At 65.0% G+C, this 20591-nt stretch carries 24 protein-coding genes; 14 read left to right on the top strand and 10 right to left on the bottom strand.

All coding sequences use genetic code 11. The features are described from left to right. Positions 1–37 precede the first annotated feature (37 nt). Positions 38–652: an alpha/beta hydrolase gene (locus tag ACS8YF_RS10125; RefSeq protein WP_440850100.1), complete on the bottom strand. Its 615-nt coding sequence runs from the start codon at positions 650–652 to the stop codon at positions 38–40. A gap of 53 nt (positions 653–705) precedes the next feature. After that, positions 706–1638 (bottom strand): ring-cleaving dioxygenase, encoded by a 933-nt coding sequence (locus tag ACS8YF_RS10120; RefSeq protein ID WP_440850099.1) that lies wholly within the window; start codon positions 1636–1638, stop codon positions 706–708. Positions 1639–1761: 123 nt separating this feature from the next. Between ACS8YF_RS10120 and ACS8YF_RS10115 the strand changes: the two genes are divergently transcribed. The 3 genes from ACS8YF_RS10115 (at position 1762) to ACS8YF_RS10105 (ending at position 3807) form a co-directional block, all read left to right on the top strand. After that, entirely contained in the window at positions 1762–2670 is a 909-nt protein-coding gene (locus tag ACS8YF_RS10115; protein WP_440850098.1) for a LysR family transcriptional regulator, read from the top strand. An 85-nt stretch (positions 2671–2755) separates the two neighbouring features. Beyond that, the gene (def, locus tag ACS8YF_RS10110; protein ID WP_440850097.1) at positions 2756–3304 is read left to right on the top strand and encodes a peptide deformylase; all 549 of its coding nucleotides are present in this window, start codon (positions 2756–2758) and stop codon (positions 3302–3304) included. Positions 3305–3381: 77 nt separating this feature from the next. After that, positions 3382–3807: a lysozyme inhibitor LprI family protein gene (locus tag ACS8YF_RS10105; protein WP_440850096.1), complete on the top strand. Its 426-nt coding sequence runs from the start codon at positions 3382–3384 to the stop codon at positions 3805–3807. Between the two features lie 79 nt (positions 3808–3886). On the opposite strand, the gene gndA is transcribed toward ACS8YF_RS10105, so the two are convergent. After that, positions 3887–5299, bottom strand: a complete 1413-nt coding sequence (gene gndA, locus ACS8YF_RS10100; RefSeq protein ID WP_440850095.1) for an NADP-dependent phosphogluconate dehydrogenase — start codon at positions 5297–5299, stop codon at positions 3887–3889. Between the two features lie 210 nt (positions 5300–5509). Between gndA and ACS8YF_RS10095 the strand changes: the two genes are divergently transcribed. Further along, positions 5510–5962 (top strand): YaiI/YqxD family protein, encoded by a 453-nt coding sequence (locus ACS8YF_RS10095; RefSeq protein ID WP_440850094.1) that lies wholly within the window; start codon positions 5510–5512, stop codon positions 5960–5962. Between the two features lie 343 nt (positions 5963–6305). Then, positions 6306–6512, top strand: coding sequence for a cold-shock protein (locus ACS8YF_RS10090; RefSeq protein ID WP_109993088.1), 207 nt, complete (start codon positions 6306–6308; stop codon positions 6510–6512). Between the two features lie 463 nt (positions 6513–6975). Here the strand turns inward: ACS8YF_RS10090 and ACS8YF_RS10085 are convergent, their stop codons facing one another. Further along, positions 6976–7182 (bottom strand): hypothetical protein, encoded by a 207-nt coding sequence (locus ACS8YF_RS10085; RefSeq protein WP_440850093.1) that lies wholly within the window; start codon positions 7180–7182, stop codon positions 6976–6978. A 136-nt stretch (positions 7183–7318) separates the two neighbouring features. Here ACS8YF_RS10085 and ACS8YF_RS10080 point away from each other — a divergent pair, with 136 nt between their 5' ends. From ACS8YF_RS10080 to ACS8YF_RS10050, 7 genes are all read left to right on the top strand, one after another. Next, positions 7319–7747, top strand: coding sequence for a YkgJ family cysteine cluster protein (locus ACS8YF_RS10080; protein ID WP_440850092.1), 429 nt, complete (start codon positions 7319–7321; stop codon positions 7745–7747). Between the two features lie 425 nt (positions 7748–8172). After that, complete coding sequence (locus tag ACS8YF_RS10075) at positions 8173–9510, top strand: APC family permease (RefSeq protein ID WP_440850091.1); 1338 nt, start codon at positions 8173–8175, stop codon at positions 9508–9510. A gap of 596 nt (positions 9511–10106) precedes the next feature. Further along, positions 10107–11333 carry an ABC transporter substrate-binding protein gene (locus tag ACS8YF_RS10070; RefSeq protein ID WP_440850090.1) on the top strand — a complete coding sequence of 409 codons (1227 nt, stop codon included), beginning with the start codon at positions 10107–10109 and terminating at the stop codon, positions 11331–11333. 167 nt (positions 11334–11500) lie between these two features. Beyond that, positions 11501–12262 (top strand): ABC transporter ATP-binding protein, encoded by a 762-nt coding sequence (locus ACS8YF_RS10065; protein ID WP_440850089.1) that lies wholly within the window; start codon positions 11501–11503, stop codon positions 12260–12262. Then, positions 12262–12984 (top strand): ABC transporter ATP-binding protein, encoded by a 723-nt coding sequence (locus ACS8YF_RS10060; protein WP_440850088.1) that lies wholly within the window; start codon positions 12262–12264, stop codon positions 12982–12984. The genes ACS8YF_RS10065 and ACS8YF_RS10060 overlap by 1 nt, the downstream gene beginning before the upstream one ends. A gap of 2 nt (positions 12985–12986) precedes the next feature. Beyond that, on the top strand, positions 12987–13847 hold the full coding sequence (locus ACS8YF_RS10055) for a branched-chain amino acid ABC transporter permease (protein WP_440850087.1): 861 nt from the start codon (positions 12987–12989) through the stop codon (positions 13845–13847). Next, the gene (locus ACS8YF_RS10050) at positions 13844–14815 is read left to right on the top strand and encodes a branched-chain amino acid ABC transporter permease (protein ID WP_440850086.1); all 972 of its coding nucleotides are present in this window, start codon (positions 13844–13846) and stop codon (positions 14813–14815) included. Before ACS8YF_RS10055 ends, ACS8YF_RS10050 begins: the two co-directional genes overlap by 4 nt. 391 nt (positions 14816–15206) lie before the next feature. Here ACS8YF_RS10050 and ACS8YF_RS10045 read toward each other — a convergent pair whose 3' ends face one another. The 4 genes from ACS8YF_RS10045 to ACS8YF_RS10030 all read right to left on the bottom strand — a co-directional run bounded on the left by ACS8YF_RS10045 (position 15207) and on the right by ACS8YF_RS10030 (position 17438). Then, on the bottom strand, positions 15207–15821 hold the full coding sequence (locus ACS8YF_RS10045) for a trimeric intracellular cation channel family protein (protein ID WP_440850085.1): 615 nt from the start codon (positions 15819–15821) through the stop codon (positions 15207–15209). Next, a complete protein-coding gene (locus ACS8YF_RS10040; RefSeq protein WP_440850084.1) occupies positions 15818–16522 on the bottom strand; it encodes a class I SAM-dependent methyltransferase in 705 nt (234 codons plus the stop codon). The genes ACS8YF_RS10045 and ACS8YF_RS10040 overlap by 4 nt, the downstream gene beginning before the upstream one ends. Positions 16523–16618: 96 nt before the next feature. Beyond that, entirely contained in the window at positions 16619–16747 is a 129-nt protein-coding gene (locus ACS8YF_RS10035) for a hypothetical protein (protein WP_440850083.1), read from the bottom strand. A gap of 181 nt (positions 16748–16928) precedes the next feature. After that, on the bottom strand, positions 16929–17438 hold the full coding sequence (locus ACS8YF_RS10030; protein WP_440850082.1) for a flavin reductase family protein: 510 nt from the start codon (positions 17436–17438) through the stop codon (positions 16929–16931). Positions 17439–17719: 281 nt separating this feature from the next. On the opposite strand from ACS8YF_RS10030, the gene ACS8YF_RS10025 reads away from it, so the two are divergent. Further along, complete coding sequence (locus tag ACS8YF_RS10025) at positions 17720–18115, top strand: hypothetical protein (protein ID WP_440850081.1); 396 nt, start codon at positions 17720–17722, stop codon at positions 18113–18115. A 94-nt stretch (positions 18116–18209) separates the two neighbouring features. On the opposite strand, the gene ACS8YF_RS10020 is transcribed toward ACS8YF_RS10025, so the two are convergent. Next, a complete protein-coding gene (locus ACS8YF_RS10020; RefSeq protein ID WP_440850080.1) occupies positions 18210–18584 on the bottom strand; it encodes a hypothetical protein in 375 nt (124 codons plus the stop codon). Between the two features lie 166 nt (positions 18585–18750). Next, positions 18751–19434 (bottom strand): nucleoside/nucleotide kinase family protein, encoded by a 684-nt coding sequence (locus ACS8YF_RS10015; protein WP_440850079.1) that lies wholly within the window; start codon positions 19432–19434, stop codon positions 18751–18753. Positions 19435–19749: 315 nt separating this feature from the next. On the opposite strand from ACS8YF_RS10015, the gene ACS8YF_RS10010 reads away from it, so the two are divergent. Further along, a complete protein-coding gene (locus tag ACS8YF_RS10010; RefSeq protein WP_440850078.1) occupies positions 19750–20541 on the top strand; it encodes a 3-hydroxybutyrate dehydrogenase in 792 nt (263 codons plus the stop codon). Positions 20542–20591: the final 50 nt, after the last annotated feature.

The raw sequence follows: 20591 nt of genomic DNA, 5'->3' as shown, positions 1-20591 counted from the left end.
GGCGTTGTACCTCGCCGCGCGACGGTCGCGTGGTCGGCTAGGCGTCCGGTATCCGCATGAAGTGTTGCAAGGCGTTCAACTCCGCCTGCAAGACTTCGTGCCCACCTTGGGTGATCAGCGGGTCGACCGCTGCGCCCTGCGTGGTCAACCAGTCGATCAATGCCCGCGACCGTTCCGGTGGACAGATCGGATCGTGGGAGCCGGCGCTGACGAACACCGGCAGCCTGGCCAGCGCCGGTTGCGGCTTCGGCGTCCAGGGAATCAGCGGATGCATGAGCGCCACCCGGTTGAACAGGCGGGGCTGCTCGAACAGTACGGATGCCAGAATGTTGGCGCCGTTCGAGTAGCCGAGCCCGTAGAGCGGGCGGCCCGAATGCGCGGCGTGCGTACTGGCAATGAACTCGGCCATGCGCTCGGTGCGAGCGGCGAGATCAGCCATGTCGTAGATGCCTTCGCCGGTTCGACGAAAGAACCGGTTGGCGCCACCTTCGGACACATCGCCGCGCGGGGCGACGATGCCGGCCCGCGGCAGCATCTGCCGGATCAGTTCAACGAACTGGTTCTCGTCGCCGCCGGTGCCATGGAAGGCCATGACCAGCGGCGCGCCGGGCTCGCCCCCATGGCGATACGCAATATAAGAGGAGGCGGTCATGCAATGCTCCGATGGCGCAGCCGAGCGCGAGGCTCGGCTGCAGCAACAGGCTCTCAATCGGTGATCGGCTCCAGACGGGATGCGATCCGCTCGCGGTAGGGTTCGTAGCGATCCGGCAGCTTGAGAGCCTCGCCGAGATGCGCGGTGTCTTCATCGCGGTCGAAGCCCGGTTCGTTGGTGGCGATCTCGAACAGCACGCCGCCCGGGGTCCGGAAATAGATCGCCCAGAAGTAATCGCGATCGATCACCGGCGTGACCTGGTAGCCGGTATCCAGCAAGGCCTGGCGCACCTCGGCCTGGGTCGCGCGGTCGGGCACGGCGAACGCGATGTGGTGGACCGAGCCCGCGCCCTGTCGCGCCGCGGCGGTACCCGGCAGCACCGCTATGTCGATCGTGTCCGCGCCGTTGCCGTTCGGCATCACGAACCGGGTGATATGGTCTTCGCGCTCGGCGCGCTCGTAGCCCATGAATTCGAGCAGCTCGGCGGTGGCGCCGTCGTCCTGCAGTCGAAGCCGCGCGCCGGCGAAACCGTGGATCGCCGATTCGTCCGGCACGCCGCCGCCGGCCCAGGCATCGCGCGTGTCGTCCGGGCGCTCGATCAACGCGAGCCCGTCGCCGTCCGGCCCGGCAAAGCGCAGCCGGCGCTGGCCGAAGGTGGTATCCAGGGCCAGATCGGTGGCGCCGAGTTCGCTCAGGCGGTCGCTCCAGAACGCCAGGGCGCCGGGGGCGACCGCGAACTGGGTCTCGCCGACTTCACCGGTGCCGGGCGTGCCGCGGGCCGCGCGCGGGAACGGGAAATAAGTCATCACCGTGCCGGGCGTGCCGACCTCGTCGCCGTAGTAGAGGTGATAGACGCTGGGCTCGTCGAAATTCACCGTTTTCTTGACCCGGCGCAAGCCGAGCGCGTCGGTGAAAAAGTGATTGTTCCGGTTGGCGTCGGCCGCCAGCGCGGTGATGTGATGCAGGCCCTGAATCTGGGTGATCATGCGAGTCGTCCTGCCAGCGTGATGCCGGCTTCTGGAAGTATGCCGACTAATCTAGCAACGCGCCCGCCCGCAGAGAATTGGCATAATCCTTGTTATATTATTTCGTGAGTCGCAATAATCGACATGGACGATTTCAAGGCGCTGCGTACCTTCCTGCTTGCGGCCGAAAGCCATAATTTCGCGGCCGCGGCGCGCGAACTCGGGGTCACGCCGGCCTCTGTCACGCGCACGATCGCGGCGCTGGAGCGCGATCTTGGCGTGCAGCTGTTCGTACGCACGACGCGCCGGGTCAGCCTGACCAGCGCGGGCGCGGCCTATGCCGCGCGGCTGCGCCCGGCGATGGCCGCGGTGGGCGAGGCCCGCCGCGAGCTGCTCGATGCCCATCGCGCGGATGCCGGCACGCTGCGGATCAACGCGCCCATGTCTTTCGGGATGCGGGTGTTGCCTGCGGTGCTCTCGGCCTTTCGCTCGCAACATCCGAACATCCAGGCGGAGGTGTCGCTGTCGGACGAAATGGTGGATATCGTGGAAGGCGATTTCGATCTGGCCGTGCGGATTTCCGGGCCGCCGAACGACAAGTTCACGATCTGGCGCAAGATCTGTCCGATCGAGCGGTTTCTCGTCGCTGCGCCCGACACACCATTCGCCGCGGCGGTTCATCCCAACGATCTGCCGCGCGATGCCTGTCTCGGCTTCAGCCCCGACGGCCGGAGCGAAACCTGGCGGTTATCGCATGGCACCACACACGTTGATGTGCCCGCCGGGCGACCGATCTGTGCGAACAACGGTGAATTTCTGGCCCGCATGGCGGCGGCGGGTGACGGCGTGGCGCTGTTGCCCGAGTTCATCGTCGCCGACGCGCTGGCGGCCGGCCGGCTGGTGCGCGCGCTGCCCGAGTGGTCACCCCCGCCGATCTGGCTGACGCTCTATTACCCGCCGTATCAGCGCTTGCCGCCACGCGTCGCGGCGTTCTCCGATTTCTTCGAATCGATGATGCTCGCAAACCGGGGTGCCGCCGGGCCGGCGGACTGAGTTGCAAGCCGAGCACGTGGCCGGGGCTGCCCGGGACGGGCGCGCGCCTGTATTCTGGCGCGCAGGTTCACGGCCAACGAAGCATATGGCGATACGCAAGATCGCGCGCATGGGCCACCCCGTGCTGCGCCGGCCCACCACGGCTGTGTCGGATGTGTCCGATCCCGAGATTCAGCGCCTGATCGCGGACATGAAGGAGACGCTGGCCGATGCCCAGGGCGTTGGCCTGGCGGCGCCGCAGGTGTATGCGACCAGCGCGGTACTGATGTTCTTCGTGCCGCCATCGCGAGCCGCCGGCGACGCGAACGAAGACGGCGTGCCGCTGACGGTATTGATCAATCCCGAGATCGAGCCGATCGGCGACGAACAGGTCGGTGGCTGGGAAGGTTGTCTGTCCATTCCCGGCCTGCAGGGCTATGTGCCGCGCTGGCAGCGCATCCGTTACCGCGGGCTGGATGAGACCGGCGCCTCGATCGAGCGTGAGGCCGAGGGTTTTCATGCCCGCGTGGTGCAGCATGAATACGATCATCTGCGGGGCGTGCTCTACCCCGAGCGCATGACCGACATGACGCGCTTCGGCTTCGCCGAGGAGCTGATGCGCCACCCGATGGGCGAGCCGACGAACGCCGATTGAATCGGGCGCGCCCGGGTGGCGCGTCGGGCGTGTAGATTGCCTCTAAAGAACGGGACGTTCCACGTGGAGGCAAGACCATGAAACATTGGGCACTGGCGTTGCTGTTGTTCTGCAGCGTAGCCGGCGCGGTGGATAACCCGGATACGCCGGATTATCTCGGCGCTTTTCACCAACGCATGCAGGCATATCAGCAGCGTATCGATCACGCCCGGACCACGGCCGACATGAGCCAGGCGTCGGTCGCCAAGGCCAAGGCGCTGGATCACGAACTGAACACGGCCTATCGGATGCTGATGGCCCGCCTCTCGCCGGAGCAGCAGACCGCGCTGCGTGCGTCGCAGCGCCGATGGCTGAAATATCGCGACGCCGAATTCGCGTTTCTCAACACGACGTTCACGCGGCAATCGCATGGCACGTCATCGGTGCTGACGGTCGGCCATGCCCGCAACGCGCTGGTCTACGCACGCGCGCAGGAACTCTGGGATTATCTGGAGGAGCTTTGAGTTGCGCCGTCGTACTCAGCGCTTGTGCAGCGGCCCGGTGCTTTCCCGGCGCCGGGCCCGCTGATGCGCTAGTCGCGCCTCACTCGCTCCACTGTTCGTGGAAGCTGCCGTCCTTGTCCACGCGCTCGAAGGTGTGGGCGCCGAAGAAATCGCGCTGGGACTGCAGCAGGTTGGCCGGCAGCCGGTCGGCGCGGTAGCCGTCGTAGTAGGCGATCGCGGAGGCGAAGCAGGGCACCGGCACGCCGGCCTTCACCGCCGTACCCACCACTTCGCGCAACGCATCCTGATAACGATCGGCGATGTCCTTGAAGTACGGGTCGAGCAGCAGGTTGGTCAGCTCGGGGTTGCTGGCGTAGGCATCGGTGATCTTCTGCAGGAAGCCCGCGCGGATGATGCAGCCGGCGCGGAAGATGCCGGCGATGGCGCCGTAGTCCAGCGGCCAGTCGTATTCCTCGGCGGCGGCGCGCATCTGGGCGAAGCCCTGGGCATAGGAAATGATCTTGGAGAAATAAAGCGCCTTGCGCACCGCTTCGATGAAGGCATCGCGGTCGCCGATGTCGATCTTCGGATCGGGGCCGGTGAGCTGCTTGGAAGCCGCCACGCGCTCGGTCTTGAGCGAGGACAGCACCCGCGCGAACACCGATTCAGTGATCAGCGGCAGCGGCACGCCGAGATCGAGCGCGCTCTGGCTGGTCCACTTGCCGGTGCCCTTCTGGGCCGCGCGGTCGAGCACCATGTCGACCAGATCGTTGCCGGTCTCGCCGTCCTTCTTGAGGAAGATCTGGGCGGTGATCTCGATCAGGTAGCTGTCGAGCTCGCCGGTATTCCATTCGGCGAAGGTCGCGGCCAGCTCGGCGTTGGACATGCCGGCAACGTGCTTGAGCATGGCGTAGCTCTCGGAGATGAGCTGCATGTCGCCGTATTCGATGCCGTTGTGCACCATCTTCACATAATGGCCGGCGCCGTCCGGGCCGATGTAGGCGACGCACGGCGTGCCGTCCGGCGCGCGAGCGGCGATCTGCTCGAGGATCGGCGCGACCATGTCGTAGGCCTCGCGCTGGCCGCCGGGCATGATCGACGGCCCATTGAGCGCGCCTTCCTCGCCGCCGGACACGCCGGTGCCGATGAAGTGCAGGCCGGATTCGGCCAGTTCCTTGTTGCGGCGGATGGTGTCCTGAAAGAAGGTGTTGCCGGCGTCGATGAGAATGTCGCCGTCCTCGAGCAGCGGCTTGAGTTGTTCGATCACCTTGTCGGTGCCGGTACCGGCCTTGACCATCATCAGGATCCGGCGCGGTTTTTCCAGTGACGCTACGAAGTCCTCGAGCGAGAACGTCGGCACCAGATTGCGGCCCGGCGACTCGGCGATCACTTCGTCGGTCTTCTCGCGCGAGCGGTTGTAGACCGAGACGGCATAGCCGCGGGACTCGATGTTCAGCGCAATATTGCGGCCCATTACGGCCATGCCGATCACGCCGATCTTCTGTTTGCTCATGACAACGTCCAGTAGGGGAAACACAGAGAAAATACCGAAAAAACCCCGCCCTTGTCTGGGCCATATCGCGACGCGGCGGTCTCGGCGCGCGGCGCTTTGCACGGAGGATGCATCACCTGGCCGGGATATCCGTGTGATCATGGGACCAGGAAACGGCGTCTGGCGCCGCGAGTACGGCGCCGTCCGGCGGAGTCGTTCCGGGAGAGCAACGTGCAGATATGGGTGGATGCGGACGCCTGTCCCGTCGCAGTGAAACAGACGCTCTATCGCGCGGCCAGGCGCACCGGCACGGCCGTGACGCTGGTCGCCAATCGCCCGTTGAAGGTGCCGCGTCTGCCGCAGGTCAGCGCCGTGCAGGTGGCCGCGGGCTTCGACGTGGCCGACGACGAGATCGCCCAGCGTCTGGAAGCCGGCGATCTGGTTGTCACCTCGGACATCGCGCTGGCGGCGGCCGTCCTGGAACGGGGCGGCGCCGCGCTGAGCCCGCGTGGCGAGGTCTTCTCGGCCGATGACATCGCGGCCAAACAGACCATGCGCGATTTCATGGACACGTTGCGCGGCAGTGGTATCCACGGCGGTGGCATGCCGCCGCTGGGCCCGCGCGAACGTCAGGCGTTTGCCAACGCACTGGATCGCTGGCTCGCACAGGCGCGCAAATCCTGAGCCGATCACCCGTTCGCGCGCGGAATTTGCGCAACAATCCCGGGTTTTTGGTCGCCGGCGAAATAAATCGAACGCCGGTTTGCCGCCGGAAAGGGGCGTCGGCGATGGCCGGCCCGACATGGCGGGGCGGCGTTATTTCATTTATAAGTTTCTGAAAAATATTATTTATTTCTATGCGGGCAGCGATGGAGGCCGAGTCGCCCCGGGCCGGCCGGCCGGCGAAATACCCCGGCCCGGCCGGTTGCCGTGCAATAAAGCGTTCGTGCATGCGCCGACATCCGCGTATGGTGGGACCCGCAGGCAACTGCATTAATCAAAATCGGTTAGATACCAAGAGTAAATTATGTCCAAAGGCACAGTGAAGTGGTTCAGCTCCGAAAAAGGCTTCGGCTTTATCGCTCCTGAAGACGGCAGCAACGATCTGTTCGTGCATCATTCCCAAATTCAGAGCGGCGGCGGTTTCGCCACGCTCAACGACGGCCAGGCCGTCGAGTTCGAAGTTGGCGAAGGCAAGAAGGGCCCCTGCGCCAACAACGTGGTCCCGCTCTAAGTAGCGATTCCACGCAGGAACGAAGGCGGGCCGGGGTTTTCCCCGGCCCGTTTTTTTTGCCCGGCGTTCCGGCTTCGGTCCTACGCCGACGGTGCTGACGAAACCACGCCCGTCGAGACAGCCCTGGCCAGCATCCCGTCCCGGAACCCCTTGATGCCAGCGTGGCCGTTGTCGCCCCGGGTGATCTCGTTGAAGGGCAGGCGGGGAGGTCGCTTCGTACAACTCGCGGGTCAGCCTGCTCACCGGCTGTTACCCGTCATCGGCCCTTGCTCTAATTCGCCCGGCCGACGAGGGCGACGAATACCGAGTAGGCCACTGAGGTGCGGCCGATCATCGCCTTGTTCCGTTGCAAGATGATCTGATAGCTGTCGGCGAGCCGATGCTCGCGATCCCCTGCGATCAACTCAAAGGCATTCTCAAACCGCGTTTTCTGCCGGGCGGCGGCTGACGGTGCCCGCCTGCCTCACAGCCGAATCCACCAGGCGAGCCCGATCAGAACGACGTCGACGGCGACCAGAAGGTAGGTATTCGTGATAAACCAAGGGTCGATCATTAACAGCGTACCGACCATCCAGGGCATGATCGCTTTCTGGCGACTGCCGTAGGTGAAAAAGCCGATCCCGACCGCGCCGAACAGTAGGCTCCAGATCATCAATGCCGAATCGTTCATGCCGTGGCCGGACTGTGAAGTGGACAGGAGCCGTCATGGTACGGCAGCGCGCCGGTTTGCCGGCTATCGACCGGGGCCGCGCTTTCGGGCACTATCGCATCGTCACCACTGCCGCGGCGCGGCTATTCCATTGCCCATGCATCCGTGTATGACCTGTGGCGCGTGCTGCGCCACGTATCGTGTGGCCTTTCACTGGCTGGAAACCGAGGCATCGCCGAGCCACGAAGGTGTGCCGGCCGCCCTGACCGAAGCCCTCGATCCGCACCGCCTGGTGATGCGGGGAACGCGCAATGCGCCGACGCGTTGTGTGGCCCTGGCGGCCGAGATCGGTCGCGCCGCGCACTGTCGTATCTATGAGCGCCGGCCGAGCGTTTGCCGCGAGGTCGCGGCGTCCTGGGAATTCGGGCAGGCCAGTCCGCAGTGTGACCGCGCGCGCTCGGCGCACGGGCTGGTGCCGCTGACGCCGGCCGACTGGCCCGACCTGGCGCGCCCCGCGGCCAACGAGCACGGCAATCACCGCGACGACGAGCCGCCGTCGCCTGCCCGCCCGCCGTTCGCTGCCTAGCTCGCGCACCTGAAGCAGCAATGCCTTGATTCTACTTTTCATTTGCGCTCAGTCGCGTGTATTTGCGGACAAAATGCCCAGCGGATGCAGCCCGCTGCGTGTCGGACATGATCAAGACAGGCCTCAGAGGCCGGGTTCCGGCCGGCACGCGACGGCCGGACGGCATGTTTCATGCTTCGGTGCCGATGTCATATTGGCGAATGGGCGAATCGTCAACGCACGAAGTCCCCTGCTAATGTGATCACGATCCGGCGTCGCCGGATTCGGGGGTAAGCCAGAATGCCAGGACGCCAGTTCCGAGATGGGTCAACGCGAGATGTCGATGCGTCGTCGCGCTCCGTTGCCGTGCGTGCTGGATGTGTTTGCCCGCCCGGGTCCCGTGGCCGGTAACGATCGACAATTCAGGCACAACGGGAGTCCGTGCGATGAGCGAATCAGCCAATCATAATCCCACCCTGGAACGGAGCCTCGGGCTCGGTTCGGTGGTGCTCACCGGGGTGGCCTATATGGCGCCGATGATCGTGCTGGGCACGTTCGGCGTGGTGGCCGAGGCCTCCAACGGTACGGTGCCCACGGCCTATATCGTCACCCTGATCGCGATGCTGTTCACGGCGTACAGTTACGGTCGCATGGCGCGCGCCTATCCGGTCTCCGGCTCGGCCTATACCTATGTCGGCAAGGGCATCGGGCCGAAGCTCGGCTTTCTCGCCGGCTGGCTGATCCTGCTGGATTATTTCTTCCTGCCGCTGGTGATCTGGCTGATCGGGGCCGCGTTTCTCTCGCCCGAGTTTCCGGGGGTGCCGAACTGGGTGTGGATCGTCGCCTTCATCGGGCTGACCACGGCGCTCAACATCATCGGCATCAAAGTGGCCACGGGCGTGAATTTCGTACTCATGGCGTTCCAGATCCTGGTGCTGGTGATCTTCGTGGCCCTGAGCTTCGGCCATTTCTTCGCCGGCGATACCGGCGCCACGGCGCTCACGCCGTTCTTCAATCCGCACACGTCGGTGGCGGCGATCTCCGCGGGCGCGGCGCTGGCGGCCTATTCCTTCATCGGTTTCGATGCCGTGACCACGCTCACCGAGGAAACCAAGGATCCGAAGCGCAATATCCCGCGGGCGGTGATCATCACCGCGCTGATCGGCGGCGTGGTGTTCATCATCACCAGCTACGCGGTCGAGCTGGCGCATCCGGGCACGCACTTCAAGGAAACCGACTCGGCGGCCTACGAAATCGCGATGACGATCGGCGGCAATCTGTTCGCCTCGTTGTTCATCGCCGGCATGGTTGTCACCCAGTTCGCCTCCGGCATCGCCGCCCAGGCCACCGCCTCGCGCCTGTTGTTCGCCATGGGCCGTGACGGCGTACTGCCCAGGCGCGTGTTCGCCTTCGTGGCACCGAAGCTGCACACGCCGGTGTTCAGCATTGCGTTGATCGGCATCGTCGGCCTGGCCGCGATCGGCATGAGCGTGAGTACCTCGACCTCGTTCATCAACTTCGGGGCGTTCAGCGCCTTCACGCTGGTTAACCTGAGCGTGATCGTGCACTTCTGGCGCGAACGCTCGCATACCAGCGTCGGTAACGTGTTTGGCTGGTTCATCGTGCCGCTGCTCGGTGCCGCGGTCGATGCCTATCTGCTGTTCAGCCTCGATACGCCCGCGCATGTCGTTGGCGGGATCTGGCTGGTGCTCGGCCTGGCCATGCTGGCCTGGCTGACGCGCGGCTTCACCCAGGCGCCGCCGGAGATGGCGATCGGGGAATGATGCAGATCGCCCGCGGGCCGAGCGGCCGCGGGCGGCGTGTCGGTTGGCACAAGTCTGTAGGTCGGCATCGGTGGATGGGCGCCCGGTGTCCCGGGCTCGGGTTGGCCGTACATGCGCCGGCCATGGAGGCTGCAGCGGATCGGCCGGTGCCGCGCCTACGCAGGGTCGGCGTCGCTCGCTGGTCGGGTTGGTATGTTCCCGGGCCGCACGGCCCCTCATGATCGGTCCGGTGACATCCATTCGGTCCGGCGCGCGGCGCCGGGCTGCCTATCCTCGATTCGCATATCGCCCGCGACGTATCTCCAGGGATCGGAATCGGGTCGTTTTTCCTCGAAATTCCTGCCGCACGCGCCGGCATTGCGCGCTGAAATTCCTTTCGCCCCGGGCGTTCGATAATTGCGGGGATAGCGGCCTGACCGCGGCGTACAGCCGGCACCGCGGGCATGGGGCCTGCCGACGTGGCGCGATGTTTGCTGCCTGTCGACAGCGCGACTGACGCTGAATACGACAAAGATGGTACAGAGTTTGCTCGCGTCAACGCGCATGCTCAATGTGGCATTTTGATTAACTCGATAAACAGAATAAAGGGAGATTCCATGATCAATAAAAAATGGATCGCGGTCGCCGCTCTGGCCGCCGGCTGTGCACCGTTGGCGGCCATGGCCGCTCAGACGCCGCTGCGTCTTGGTGCAGTACTGGCCTTGACTGGCGACCTGCAGTCCCAGGGCGGGCCAGGCCTGAACGGCGTCAAACTCGCCGCGCAGGAAATCAATGATGCTGGCGGCGTGCTCGGCTCGCCGGTCAAGATCTATTCGGGGGATACCCAGACCCTGCCGCAACCGGGCGTGGCGGCGGCGCAGAAGCTGGTGAACGCGAACAGCGTGGTGGGCCTGGTGGGCGCCATGTCCAGCGGCGTGACGATCCCGATCGCCCTGTCGGTAAGCAAGCCAAACCATATTCCACAGATTTCGACCGCGTCCACGTCGCCCAAGATCACCCATCTGGATGACGACGACTATTTGTTCCGCACCATTCCTTCGGATGCGTTCCAGGGCGTGGCGTTGGCCAAGGTCGTGCACGACGCCGGCGTGAACAAGGTCGGCATCATCTATGTCAACAACGATTACGGCGAAGGGCTGAAGGATGCCTTCGCCAAGGCCTACAAGGCCGATGGCGGCAGCGTCGTGGCCTCGGCCGCCTATGAACAGAAACAGGCCTCCTACGATGCGGAAATCAGCCAGGCCTACGGCGACGGTTCGACCCAGTCGCTGGTGCTCATCGGCTATCCGGAGAACGGTCAGACGATCCTGCGTCAGTCGTTGGAAGGCGGTAAGTTCAACCGGTTCTTCTTCGCCGACGGCATGAAATCGACGACGCTGGTAAAGAATCTGGGCGCGAAGTACCTCAACGGTTCGCTGGGTACGGTCCCGCAGGCCAATACCGATACGCCGGCGGCCAAGCATTTCGAGGCGGCTTACAAGAAGGCCTACGGTCAGTTGCCACCGCAGCCCTATATCGACACCGCCTATGACGCGACCTATCTGCTTGCGCTCGCCGCCGAGGACGCCAAGACGACCACCGATAGCAAGGCGATCAAGGATCATCTGCGCGACGTGGCGGATCCGCCCGGCGTCAAGATCTATCCCGGCCAATGGAAGAAGGCGGTCAAGCTGCTGCAGGCCGGCAAGAAAATCGACTATGTCGGTGCCGCCGGTGACGAGAACTTCGATCAGCATGGCGATGTCGCCGGCAGCTACGCGAAGTGGGCCATCAAGAACGGCAAGATCCAGACGGTCAATATTTTCACGCCGTCCAAGCAGTAGACGATCGACATCGCGATCGCAGACGACCCGACCCCGCTGGATCGGGTCGTCTGCGTTGGCGCGATGTGCCGAGGGCGCGCATCGTCGCCTCTCCGTGTGCAGGCAGGTAGCGCGGGCGGTGGCGGTTGGCGGTGCGCGGTGTTCCGATTCGTTGGACGGGTCCCGCTTTGATAAAAATCGAGAAGATATCCAAGTCGTTCGGCGGTATTCGTGCCGTCAATGAATGCTCATTCGAGGTCGCCAAGGGCAGCATCACGGGGCTGATCGGGCCCAACGGCGCCGGCAAGTCCACCCTGTTCGGCATCGTCGCCGGCTTCATCAAGCCCGATTCGGGGCGCATCCTGCTCGATGGCGAGGACGTCGCCGGCGTCGCGCCGCACCGGCTGTTCCGGCGCGGCCTGGTACGCACGTTCCAGACGCCGCACGAATTCTCGCGCATGACCATTCGCGAGAACCTGATGCTCGTGCCCGAAGGCCAGAGCGGCGAGAGTCTGCTGCAGTCCTGGCTGCACTGGGGGCAAGTCAAGGCTGAAGAGCACGCGCTGCTGGACCGGGTCGACGATGTGCTCGGCTTTCTCAATCTCGCGCACGTGGCCGACCAGAAGGCGGGCAATGTCTCCGGCGGCCAGAAAAAATTGCTCGAGCTTGGTCGCACCATGATGACCGACGCCAAGGTGGTGCTGCTGGACGAGCCCGGCGCAGGGGTCAATCGTACGTTGCTGGCCACGCTGGCCGAGGCGATCGAGCGGCTCAATCGCGAGCGCGGCTATACCTTCTGCGTGATCGAGCACGATATGGACCTGATCGGACGCCTGTGCGATCCGGTCGTGGTCATGGCCAACGGTAGCGTGATCGCGCAGGGCGATTTCGACAGCGTGCGCAGTAACCGGCAGGTCATCGATGCCTATCTCGGCGGCGAGGCGGCCTGATGAGTGAGCGCAATCAACCCATGCTGGCGGTCGAGAAGGTCAGCGGTGGCTACGGCGACGTCAACATTCTGCACGACGTGGACCTGGAAGTTCGGGCGGGCGAGCTGGTGGTCATCGTCGGCCCCAACGGCGCCGGCAAGTCGACCCTGATGAAGGCCGCCTTCGGCCTCGTGCGGATCAATGCCGGCAGCGTACGCCTGGCCGGTGAGGACATCACCAACGTCAGCCCGGACCGGCTGGTGCACAAGGGCATGTCCTACGTACCGCAGGAACGCAACGTGTTCCCGACGCTCAGCGTTCAGGAAAACCTGGAGATGGGCGCCTATATCCGCAAGGATGACGCGCGCCCCCAGATGGAGCGCATTTTCGATCTGTTCCCGCGCCTCAAGGAGCGTCGCCGCCAGCCGGCGGGGCTGATGTCGGGCGGCGAGCGCCAGATGGTGGCGATGGGCCGCGCGCTGATGATCGAGCCGAAGCTGCTTTTTCTCGACGAACCCACCGCTGGTCTGGCGCCGGCCTACGTGCATCAGGTGTTCGACTGGATCAAGGAGATCAACGCACAGAACATCAGCATTCTCATGGTGGAGCAGAACGCCAAGCAGGCGCTGCGCATCGCCGATCGCGGCTACGTGCTGGCTACCGGTCAGAACCGGCACGAGGATACCGGCGCAGCCCTGCTCGCCGATCCGGAAGTCGCGGACATGTTCCTGGGGGGACGATAGGGATGGACATACTGCAGCTGACCTACAACGGCATCGTGCTGGGCAGCATTCTGGCGCTCGGCGCGATCGGGCTGACCATGATCTTCGGCGTGCTGCGGTTTGCGCATTTCGCCCACGGCGACCTGATGACGGTGGGGGCCTACATCGCCTTCACTTTCGTCCACTGGCTGGGCTGGCCGCTCTGGCTGGCCGCGCTTCCGGCGATCATTCTGACCTCGGTGATCGCGGTGATTCTCGACCAGCTGTTCTACCGTCGCATGCGTCGCGTGGCACCGGTGATCCTGCTGATCTCCTCGTTTGCGACCGCGCTCATGCTGCGCGCGCTCGTCCAGATCATCTGGGGCCCGGACAACCAGGTCTACGAGACCGGCATCAGCATTCCCTATCGCGTGGCCGGTCTCGTGGTCACCCCGGACAGCCTCAAGGTGCTCGTTGGCGCGGTGGTGATGGTGGTCGTGGTGCATCTTTTCCTCGCCCATACCAAGATGGGCAAGGCCATGCGCGCGATGAGCGATAACGTCGATCTGGCGCGGCTGTCGGGTGTGCCCGTCAAACGGGTGATCTTCTGGACCTGGGTGTTCGCCGGGGCGCTGACCGCGGTCGCCGGCATTCTGCTCGGCATGGACACCCGCCTGATCCCGACCATGGGCTGGAACACGCTGCTGCCGATCTTCGCCGCGACCATCCTGGGCGGCGTCGGCCGGCCCTATGGCGCCATTCTCGGCGGCCTCGTCATCGGTCTGGCGATGAATTATTCTGTACTGATCATGCCCTCGGCCTACAAGCTCGCCGTGGCGTTCGTCATCATGATCGGCGTACTGATCCTCCGCCCGCAGGGCCTGCTCAAGGGCATCAGTCTATGAGTTACCTCGGTCTTTACCATTACGGCCTGTACTTTCTCGCCACGGCCGGCATCTTCGGCATCCTGGCCCTCGGCCTGAACCTGCAGTGGGGTCTGTCGGGCGTGTTCAACCTCGGCATCGCCGGCTTCTTTGCCATCGGGGCCTATGCCAGCGCGCTGCTGACCGGTGCACCGGACCCGGAGCACTGGGGCGGCTTTTCATTGCCGCTGCCGGTGGGCGCGATCGCGGCGATGATCATGTCGGGGGCAGTGGCCTTTGTCATCGGCGCCGCCACGATCCGCTTACGATCGGATTATCTCGCCATCGCAACGCTGGGCATCGCCGAAATCATCCGTCTGGTGATCAAGAATACCGGTGATCTGACCGGTGGCGTGCGCGGCATCGCCGGTATTCCGTCGCCGTTTCATGCCGACAGCCAGCTGGTACTGCTGATTGTCGTGCTGGTCGTGATCGTTGTGCTCTACTGGCTGGTCGAGCGGGCGCGGGTTTCGCCCTGGGGGCGCGTGCTGCGTGGTATCCGCGAGAACGAAGACGCCGCCATGGCGGCGGGCAAGTACGTCACGCGGTTTCGGCTCGAGGCATTCGTGGTCGGGTCGGCCTTCATGGGCCTCGGCGGCGCGCTCTATGCCAGTTCCATCGGCTTCATCAGCCCGGAAGCGTTCCGGCCGGAATACGGCACGTTCCTGATATGGGTGATGCTGATCGCCGGCGGCAGCGGCAACAACGTCGGCGTGTTGGTAGGTACCTTTCTGGTGTGGCTGGTCTGGTCGTTCTCCAGCCTGTTGACCGACCTCTTGCCCGGCGGGCTCGCCACCCAGGCCGGCGCCGTGCGGATATTTCTGATCGGTCTGCTGCTGCAGGTCATTCTATTGGTTCGCCCGGAAGGCCTGTTTCCGGAAAAATCGCCCCGGCTGATCGGGCGATCCCGCGCCGACGCCAAAAGCCGGCACTCGCCACGCGAAAGCTGACGCCGCGCCAGATTCGACGTCTCGGTGTCGGGCCGAGATCGATTGGAACGCGTGATATCAGTCCGACATGGCGCGCCCGCGGTGGCCACAGGCGCGTGAAGTCGACGCGGAATTTCCCGGCCCTAGGGCCTGTTGCCGTTTTGTACACGTGCCGCGTTGGAGACCGCAAATCCGTCGAGACAAGGCGCGCGTCGCCGGTCGTGGCGAGCCACGATCAAGACGCGCAACGCCGTATCGGCGGATTTGCGGCCCAACCCTTCGGGCCAAGCGCTGTTTTGCGGCAATACAGCGTTGTAGCTCTCTCACGTAGAACGACTACGCTACGTTCGCTACGCCTCGTCTTGCCGCAAAACTGCGCTTGGCGCGGACGCGGACGAAACGGCAACAGGCCCTAGTCCGGCAAACGGGGCACGGGCAGCCGCCAGCCGTGGCGCAGCGCCATGAAGCGCAGGCCGAAGCACAGGGCGGCGCCGGCAATGGCCGTAGCCGCCGGCGGTAGCGCCAGAACCGCGCCGAGTACGACCACCGCGGCCCCCGCGAGCGCAGCCACGGCATAGAGTTCGGCGTGCAGCACCGCCGGGATGCGCGCCAGCAGAATATCGCGCACGATGCCGCCGCCGATCCCGGTGAGCATGCCGAGCACGGCCGCCATGATCGGGTGCAGGCCGAAATCCAGCGCCTTGCGGGCGCCGACCACGGCGAACAACGCCAGGCCGGCGGCATCGAAGATCGAGACCGGGCTCTGGATGCGTTCGACCCGACGGTGGCCGAAAAAAGCCACCAGCGCCGCGATCAGCGATACCACCACATAGCGCCAATGGCCGATCGCGGCTGGCGGCGTCGCGCCGATGAGGACGTCGCGCAGAATGCCGCCGGCGTTGCCGGCCGCGAACGCCAGTACGGCGACGCCGAATATGTCGAGCCGCTTGTTCACGCCGGCCATCGCGCCACTGATCGCGAACACGAATGTGCCCGCCAGATCCAGCACGGGTAGCAGCTGGTTCAAGCGCTGCGTCCGGTCGGCGCCTGCGGGCGATGATGGCCGCTGCGTTGTCGAACCGCGAATCGCGCCACGCAGCCAGTCACGATCATCCGTACATCATCGAACCGGGCCTCGAGTTCGTCGCGCAGGCCAATCAGGCTGTCGTCGACGTTGTCGAAGATGCCGCGGGCGTTGTAGAGCGCCATCAACCGTGTCGCCGCGGACGAACGACGTACGCCCTCGGACAGGATGGTGGCGCCGAACAGCACGCCGCCCGGCGCCAGATAGGGCATCAGGTGATCGAAGGCGCGGGCCTTGTAGGTCATCGGCCCAGGCAGGCAGTGCAGCAGGTAGTTCATCGCGATCGAACCGAAGGGCTCGGTCTCGACCGTGATCTGGGCCAGCACATCGACACGCTCGGTGCGCGGTTCATGGCGGGCGATGCGCGCCCCAGCATGCGCCAGTGTCTCGGCGTTGAGGTCGAACAGCGTCAGACGCGGCCTGGGCACGGGGAAGTGGCAATGGTCGAGGAAATAACCGGTGCCGACGCCGACGTCGAGATGGGCGGCGGCCACGTGGCGATCGTAATCGGCGCGCAGTCTGGACGTCGGGCAGCGCCAGACCCAGCGGTTCGAGGCTCGCAGCACTACGGTGTCGTAAAGTGCCAGATTGCGCCGGGTATGGATGGCCTGGCCGGCATGCGAGGACGGGGTCGGTACGTTCATGGTGTGGGCACGTGCAGGGGGGTCAGATTCGCTTGCGACCCCCGGCGCGGTCAAGGCTGGCGTCGGCGTGGCACCGAGCGACATGGCAACGGTCGCTCAAAGCAGCAGTTCCGGCCGGAACAGGGCGCGCCTTTCGATCATGTCGCGCGACAACCGGAACACGCCGTCGCCGGTGTAACGCAGCATCTCGGGCACTGGCGGGGTCGTCGCGACACGGGCCTTCACGATCTCGAATACATGGGCCTGTTGCCGTTTCGTCCGCGTCCGCGCCAAGCGCAGTTTTGCGGCAGGACGAGGCGTAGCGAACGTAGCGTAGTTGTTCTACGTGAGAGAGCACCAACGCTGTATTGCCGTCGTGTCGTTAATCTTGGGGCGCTTGTCCCTTCGGGTTGGGCCGCCCATAAAATCAGCCAGGGTCCCGATACGGCGTTGCGCGTCTTGTCTCGACGGATTTGCGGTCTCCAACGCGGCACGTGTACGAAACGGCAACGGGCCCTACGAAATCGTAGCCGGCCACCAGGGTGTCGTCGTGTAACCGGCACTCGAAGCAGACATGGCACTCGCCGATCAGCGGTGCATCGACGCGCTCGGCCTCGATCGCGGTCAAGCCGAAGGCGCTGAACTTGTCGATCTCCCGGCCTGTGGTGTTGCCGACACGACAGACCGTGTCGACGAGATCGGCGCTCGGGACGTTGATCCCGCAGACGCCCGAAGCGCGGATCAGACGATGGCTGTGGTTGCCGCCCGAAATCATCAGCCCCACCAGCGAAGGCGAGAACGAGAGAATCGTGTGCCAGCCGAGCGTCATGATGTCGTGCTCGCCGGCATGACGGCACGACAGCAGGACCACCGGCCCCGGCTCCAGGTCGCGACGCGCCTGGGTCACCGGGAAATCCTGTTTGTCCGAAACGATCATGCCCTGTACTCGTGCGGAGGATCGCCGTTCGGTTTTAGCGGGATCGCCAAGGTCGTGCAATGGCCCCGGGGCTGGGCGCGGCACGCTGAGGCCGGCGCGGTATCGTTAATTACGGCCGCCGGCCGGCGAGCGATATGCAATGCAACTTATTGACTATAAATTGAAATACCATTTTTATTCCGGTCGAGTCATTCGTTCGAATTGCTTTTTTAAAGGGAGCAGCGTAATTACTGTTTCCCTTGAATAAAACGGACGGCCATATGCCGCGACAGGAGAACTCGATGCGTTTCATACAGCGCCCCGCCCATACGTCATTCATCGCCATCGGCCTGGCGGCCGGCGCGCTCGGCCTCATGGCCGCGAGTGTCGCGGTTGCCGCCGATACGAGCGATGCGCAGCCGGCCACCGGCGCGGCGTCCCTGCACGAAAAGGCCGGAACGCCCGGCAGCAATGCCATGACCTCGCGCATGGCGCCGACGCAGAATACAACCGGGTCGGGTGCCAACCCGGCCGCGAACAAAGCGCCCCGGATGGGCGGCAACGCGATGAGCGGCAGCAGCGGTCAGATGAAATCCGGCGCCGGCCACACGTCGATGCTGCCGCGGATGGCGCCCACGCAGAATACCAAGGGCTCCGGTCGCAATCCCAAGGCCAATAGCCTCAAGACCCAAAGCTAACCCTGGTCTGTCGCCTATCCCGAGAGCCGGGTCATTCGCCCGGCTTTTTTGGGCCGCGGCCTGGCCACGAAGCGGCAACGGCCACCCGCAGGCCCTAATCGGGCTTGTCGGTTCGGCGCTTGATGCAACTCCAGATGCCTTGATAGTCAGGGGCCCAGCGGTCCCGGCAGTATTGGGCGGCCTTGGCGGCCGGCTTGTCGGGTATGCGGCCCTGGTCCAGCATCTTCTCGCTCAGGTCGTGCTGGGCCAGGAACTGCCGGAATTCCAGCTGGTTGCGATTCTGAAGCTGCTGGCAGAGTAGATAGGTATTGTGATCGTTGGGCCATTGCCGCAGGCAGTACTGGCCCGAAGAAGTGGCCGCGGCGGCGCTTGCCGGGACCAGCATGGCGCCGGCGACCAGCAATGCAGCCAGCCCCGGGCACGCGCGCCCGGCGCGGTTTGACCGCTGCGGCGTAAATAACGAATTCATGTCCGTTTCCACCTGCCGGCGCCGCGAGGCCGCGGCGCGACCCCGATACATGTTTCATTGCCTGCAAGAGCAAGATGCGCCTTCCGCCCGGCGCGTGCAAGATGGCGCCAAGACAAGGAGCCCCGTATTCCGCCGGCGATGCGAAGCGCCGCGACCGCCGGTATTGCTATGTCGCCGGTTCGCTGAAACGCACGCAGGTACCGTCCCAGTACAACATGCGATCGGCACGAGACGCGCTGGCCACGATGCGTTCCGCGTTCGGGCGGTCGGTGGCGGCCATCCAGGCGCGGGCCTCGGACTCGCTGCGGCCGAAGCGCATATGTCGGGCGACCAGCCAATGCTCGCGACGGGCGGTTTCGACATCGAGATACCAGACGGCGTCGAGCTCGGCGGCGACAGCCGGCCAGGGGGCCTCGTCGAGCAGCAGATAATTGCCTTCGGTGATGACCAGCGGTGTGTCGGGCGGCACCGCCAGACTGGCGGCGATCGGCTCCTCGAGCTCGCGGTAGAAACCGGGTGCATAGACGATCTCGCCGGTGCCCGCGGCCGTGCGGATTCGGGCCAGCAGGGCACGATAGCCGTCGCCGTCGAAGGTGTCTGGGGCCCCCTTGCGCTCTGCCCGGCCCAGGATGTCCAGTTGCCGCTGCGACAGATGAAATCCATCCATGGGAATATTGGCGGCCCGGCCCGCCAGCGCGGCTGCCATTGCCGCGGCCAGGGTCGACTTGCCCGAAGCGGGCGCGCCGACCAGCCCCAGTATCCGCCGCTTGGGCCCGGCCGCCAGGGCGCGCACCGCGGCGAGGACGGCCGGGTCGATGGCGATGCGGTCGTCGATTGTGGCGTGGCTCATGGCAGCTGTCCTGATGCGGGGGCCTTGGCCCATTCGTCGTTTCAACGTCAAGTATGCCCAGCCGGGCCCGGGTCGCAACGTACCAGTCGTTTATTGTGCACAAAGTTCAGTCAAGGGCCTGACGGCGCGAGTGCGCGCGCAAATGAATCAGCAGTGCCTTGATCTTCCGTCTTATTCGCGTGCATTGGCGGACAAAATGCCCTGGCTTATTCAGCCCGCGGCCTGTCGTACATCATCAAGACGGACCATGGCCTTGCGGGGCGGTTTCGGCTGACCGATATTGACCGGGTCATTCCGCCTGCAGCTTTTATTGCCATGTCGAACTCGACCGTCAACCCCTCGTCCGTGCCCGCCTCGGGCCGGGCCGCGCTGGTCACCGGCGGCGCCAGCGGCATCGGTTTCGCCGTTGCCGAAGCGCTTCGCGCGCGCGGCGACGAGGTACTCGTCGTGGACTTGCCGGCCGCCGATCACCGGCCCGTGGACGCCCTGGGGGCGTATTTCTTCGCCGCCGATCTCACCGATGGCCTGGCCTGCCGTGACGCGGTGGCGGAAGCCGTGCGGCGGTTTGGGCGGCTCGATATTCTCGTCAACAATGCCGGTATCCAGCATGTGGCCGACATTGAATCGTTTCCGGAAGCACGCTGGCGAATGATGATGGATCTGATGCTCACCGCGCCGTTCGTGCTCACCCAGGCGGCCTGGCCGCACATGCGCGCCGTTGGCTGGGGCCGGATCGTCAACATCGCGTCCATTCACGCCAAGGTCGCCTCGCCGGGCAAGGCGGCCTACGTAAGTGCGAAGCACGGGTTGATCGGTCTGACCCGGACCGCGGCGCTCGAGGGCGGCGCCCACGGCATCACCGTCAATGCATTGTGCCCGGCTTATGTTCGCAGCCGGCTGGTCCAGGATCAGGTCGCGGATCAGGCGCGTCTGCACGACATGAACGAAGACGATGTCATCCGCGAGATCATGCTGGCCGGCGCGGCGATCAAGCGATTGATCGAGCCGAGCGAAGTGGCCGCGACGGTGGCGTATCTCGCCTCGGATGCCGCGGCGGCGGTGACCGGCGCGGCCTGGGACATGGATCTCGGCTGGACCGCGCGCTGACGCCGGCGCGGATCGCCTAGGCAGCAAGGACGAACGGCAGCCTGCGGGCT

The sequence above is a fragment of the Salinisphaera sp. SWV1 genome, assembly GCF_052044155.1.
Taxonomy (GTDB): domain Bacteria; phylum Pseudomonadota; class Gammaproteobacteria; order Nevskiales; family Salinisphaeraceae; genus Salinisphaera.
This window is presented reverse-complemented; position numbering and strand designations above follow the sequence as displayed.

Bases quoted from the DNA above. Each gene is read 5' to 3' on its own strand.
- ACS8YF_RS10125 (WP_440850100.1), bottom strand. From the start codon at position 652: ATGACCGCCTCCTCTTATATTGCGTATCGCCATGGGGGCGAGCCCGGC.
- ACS8YF_RS10120 (WP_440850099.1), bottom strand. From the start codon at position 1,638: ATGATCACCCAGATTCAGGGCCTGCATCACATCACCGCGCTGGCGGCC.
- ACS8YF_RS10115 (WP_440850098.1), top strand. From the start codon at position 1,762: ATGGACGATTTCAAGGCGCTGCGTACCTTCCTGCTTGCGGCCGAAAGC.
- def (WP_440850097.1), top strand. From the start codon at position 2,756: ATGGCGATACGCAAGATCGCGCGCATGGGCCACCCCGTGCTGCGCCGG.
- ACS8YF_RS10105 (WP_440850096.1), top strand. From the start codon at position 3,382: ATGAAACATTGGGCACTGGCGTTGCTGTTGTTCTGCAGCGTAGCCGGC.
- gndA (WP_440850095.1), bottom strand. From the start codon at position 5,299: ATGAGCAAACAGAAGATCGGCGTGATCGGCATGGCCGTAATGGGCCGC.
- ACS8YF_RS10090 (WP_109993088.1), top strand. From the start codon at position 6,306: ATGTCCAAAGGCACAGTGAAGTGGTTCAGCTCCGAAAAAGGCTTCGGC.
- ACS8YF_RS10085 (WP_440850093.1), bottom strand. From the start codon at position 7,182: ATGAACGATTCGGCATTGATGATCTGGAGCCTACTGTTCGGCGCGGTC.
- ACS8YF_RS10080 (WP_440850092.1), top strand. From the start codon at position 7,319: ATGCATCCGTGTATGACCTGTGGCGCGTGCTGCGCCACGTATCGTGTG.
- ACS8YF_RS10075 (WP_440850091.1), top strand. From the start codon at position 8,173: ATGAGCGAATCAGCCAATCATAATCCCACCCTGGAACGGAGCCTCGGG.
- ACS8YF_RS10070 (WP_440850090.1), top strand. From the start codon at position 10,107: ATGATCAATAAAAAATGGATCGCGGTCGCCGCTCTGGCCGCCGGCTGT.
- ACS8YF_RS10060 (WP_440850088.1), top strand. From the start codon at position 12,262: ATGAGTGAGCGCAATCAACCCATGCTGGCGGTCGAGAAGGTCAGCGGT.
- ACS8YF_RS10055 (WP_440850087.1), top strand. From the start codon at position 12,987: ATGGACATACTGCAGCTGACCTACAACGGCATCGTGCTGGGCAGCATT.
- ACS8YF_RS10050 (WP_440850086.1), top strand. From the start codon at position 13,844: ATGAGTTACCTCGGTCTTTACCATTACGGCCTGTACTTTCTCGCCACG.
- ACS8YF_RS10040 (WP_440850084.1), bottom strand. From the start codon at position 16,522: ATGAACGTACCGACCCCGTCCTCGCATGCCGGCCAGGCCATCCATACC.
- ACS8YF_RS10030 (WP_440850082.1), bottom strand. From the start codon at position 17,438: ATGATCGTTTCGGACAAACAGGATTTCCCGGTGACCCAGGCGCGTCGC.
- ACS8YF_RS10025 (WP_440850081.1), top strand. From the start codon at position 17,720: ATGCGTTTCATACAGCGCCCCGCCCATACGTCATTCATCGCCATCGGC.
- ACS8YF_RS10020 (WP_440850080.1), bottom strand. From the start codon at position 18,584: ATGAATTCGTTATTTACGCCGCAGCGGTCAAACCGCGCCGGGCGCGCG.
- ACS8YF_RS10015 (WP_440850079.1), bottom strand. From the start codon at position 19,434: ATGAGCCACGCCACAATCGACGACCGCATCGCCATCGACCCGGCCGTC.
- ACS8YF_RS10010 (WP_440850078.1), top strand. From the start codon at position 19,750: ATGTCGAACTCGACCGTCAACCCCTCGTCCGTGCCCGCCTCGGGCCGG.